The sequence below is a fragment of the Oleiphilus sp. HI0128 genome (assembly GCF_001635365.1).
The window spans coordinates 1-1,694 of sequence record NZ_LWGG01000984.1; the positions used below are offsets into that span (position 1 = coordinate 1).

General features: G+C 41.6%; 5 protein-coding genes. 4 read left to right on the plus strand and 1 reads right to left on the minus strand.

Going from position 1 to position 1,694, the window contains the following annotated elements; translation table 11 throughout:
• The first annotated feature begins 17 nt into the window (after positions 1 to 17).
• The 4 genes from A3763_RS16290 (at position 18) to A3763_RS16305 (ending at position 1,262) form a co-directional block, all read left to right on the plus strand.
• Positions 18 to 290 carry a type II toxin-antitoxin system Phd/YefM family antitoxin gene (locus tag A3763_RS16290; protein ID WP_068516643.1) on the plus strand — a complete coding sequence of 91 codons (273 nt, stop codon included), beginning with the start codon at positions 18 to 20 and terminating at the stop codon, positions 288 to 290.
• Entirely contained in the window at positions 271 to 540 is a 270-nt protein-coding gene (locus A3763_RS16295) for a Txe/YoeB family addiction module toxin (RefSeq protein ID WP_068516648.1), read from the plus strand. The genes A3763_RS16290 and A3763_RS16295 overlap by 20 nt, the downstream gene beginning before the upstream one ends.
• Positions 541 to 699: 159 nt before the next feature.
• Complete coding sequence (locus tag A3763_RS16300) at positions 700 to 945, plus strand: type II toxin-antitoxin system CcdA family antitoxin (RefSeq protein ID WP_068516651.1); 246 nt, start codon at positions 700 to 702, stop codon at positions 943 to 945.
• Complete coding sequence (locus A3763_RS16305; protein ID WP_068516653.1) at positions 945 to 1,262, plus strand: CcdB family protein; 318 nt, start codon at positions 945 to 947, stop codon at positions 1,260 to 1,262. The genes A3763_RS16300 and A3763_RS16305 overlap by 1 nt, the downstream gene beginning before the upstream one ends.
• 69 nt (positions 1,263 to 1,331) lie before the next feature.
• On the opposite strand, the gene A3763_RS16310 is transcribed toward A3763_RS16305, so the two are convergent.
• The coding region (locus A3763_RS16310; protein WP_197482939.1) for a PhzF family phenazine biosynthesis protein at positions 1,332 to 1,694 on the minus strand (363 nt) is incomplete at its 5' end.

A 1,694-nucleotide genomic window follows, 5' to 3' on the forward strand; every position in this document is an offset into this window, starting at 1 on the left:
TTTAATTGGTGATTATTATGGATAGTGTAAGTGTTAATAAATTTAGAGACAACTTGAAAGGCTTTGTAGAACAGATAGTTGGGAACCATGAGCCCTTAAAGGTAACTAGGCGAGCCGGTGACGATTTTGTTGTGATGAGTGCTGACGACTGGGAAAGAGAGCAAGAAACCTTATATGTTTTGCAGAATACTAACTTGATGAAGCAAATCGCTGACTCGGTAAAAACACATACTGACAATGAAGGTTATAAGCCAAGCAAGGAGGAGATGAGTGAGATCACTGGTCTTTGAGGGAAATACATGGCAAGAATATGAAACCTTAAGAGAAAACGATAAAAAGCTATATAAGGTACTGTGCCGACAACTTAAGGAAATGCTGCGTGGTAACCCTGCCGAAGGAACGGGAAAACCAGAACAACTTAAGCATAATTTATCGGGACTTTGGTCGAGACGTCTAAGCCAGAAAGACCGGTTAATTTATAAATACGACGATGAGTATATTTACATTTTTGCTATTGGTGGGCACTACGGCCAACACTAATAGGCCTTAACGCCCGGCTCACCGAGCAAATTTTATTGGCGGCATTTTTGGAACAAAAATGGTGACACTAAAATTTGTCCGGTGGAGCCGCTTGTTAAATGCTTGGATATGGAATAGCATAACAATACATATAAACAATGCGCATTAGGAGCAAATACCATGCGACCAAGTTTTGACCAGCAAGCGCCTAAGAAAGCTACTAACCTAACAGTAAACAGTGACCTTTTAAATCAAGCTAAAAGTTTGAAAATAAACTTATCAGCGACACTTGAACAAGCCTTGATTGTTCAAGTAAAAAAAGCACAACGCGAACAATGGCTTAAAGAAAATAAAGATGCTATTGACGAGCTGAACAAGTTGAGTGAAGAGAATGGTTTATTTTCTGACTCATTCAGGAGCTTTTAATGAGCCAATTTACGCTTTATTTGAACAAAGACAAAAGCAGTAAAAAAACATACCCCTATTTTGTTGATGTGCAAAACAACTTACTAAATGACTTGAATTCAAGACTAGTTATCCCGTTAACCCCTTCGAAAAAAGTTAACGAAAAAGTAGCTCAGAAGCTATGTCCTACAGTTAGAATTGAAGGAGAGGATTTCGTCCTCGTTACCAACCAAATGACAACTGTGCCTAAAACGCTTCTGAAATCCGAAGTAGACTCTCTAGAACATTATCGCTACCAAATCATTGATGCGATAGATATGTTGATTACTGGCATTTAACGCCAGCCGTAACCGGCGCATTTGTAGTGAGCAGCGCGAACGAAAAATGCCTCCGAGTTTACGGCATTGTTAGGTTTCGAATGCAATCTCTGCCTCCATAAACGTTACGGTACTTCCGTACAGTATGACTCGGTCGGCTTTGACTTCGCATGTAAGGCTGCCACCACGCTTAGAGACTTGCTTGGCGCTTAAAGTGCTTTTCCCAAGTTTACCAGCCCAGTACGGCGCAAGTTTGCAATGCGCTGCACCAGTAACGGGATCTTCGGGGATGCCAATTTTAGGAGCAAAGAATCTACTGACAAAATCCACATCGGAGCCCGGTGCGGTAACGATTACACCGCGAAAATCGAGTTGGCTAAGCAAAGAGTGGGTTGGTGTGATGGCTCGAACGATTGCCTCATTATCAAACACAGCTACGTAATCATCCGCGAC

Bases quoted from the DNA above. Each gene is read 5' to 3' on its own strand.
- A3763_RS16290 (WP_068516643.1), top strand. From the start codon at position 18: ATGGATAGTGTAAGTGTTAATAAATTTAGAGACAACTTGAAAGGCTTT.
- A3763_RS16305 (WP_068516653.1), top strand. From the start codon at position 945: ATGAGCCAATTTACGCTTTATTTGAACAAAGACAAAAGCAGTAAAAAA.
- A3763_RS16300 (WP_068516651.1), top strand. From the start codon at position 700: ATGCGACCAAGTTTTGACCAGCAAGCGCCTAAGAAAGCTACTAACCTA.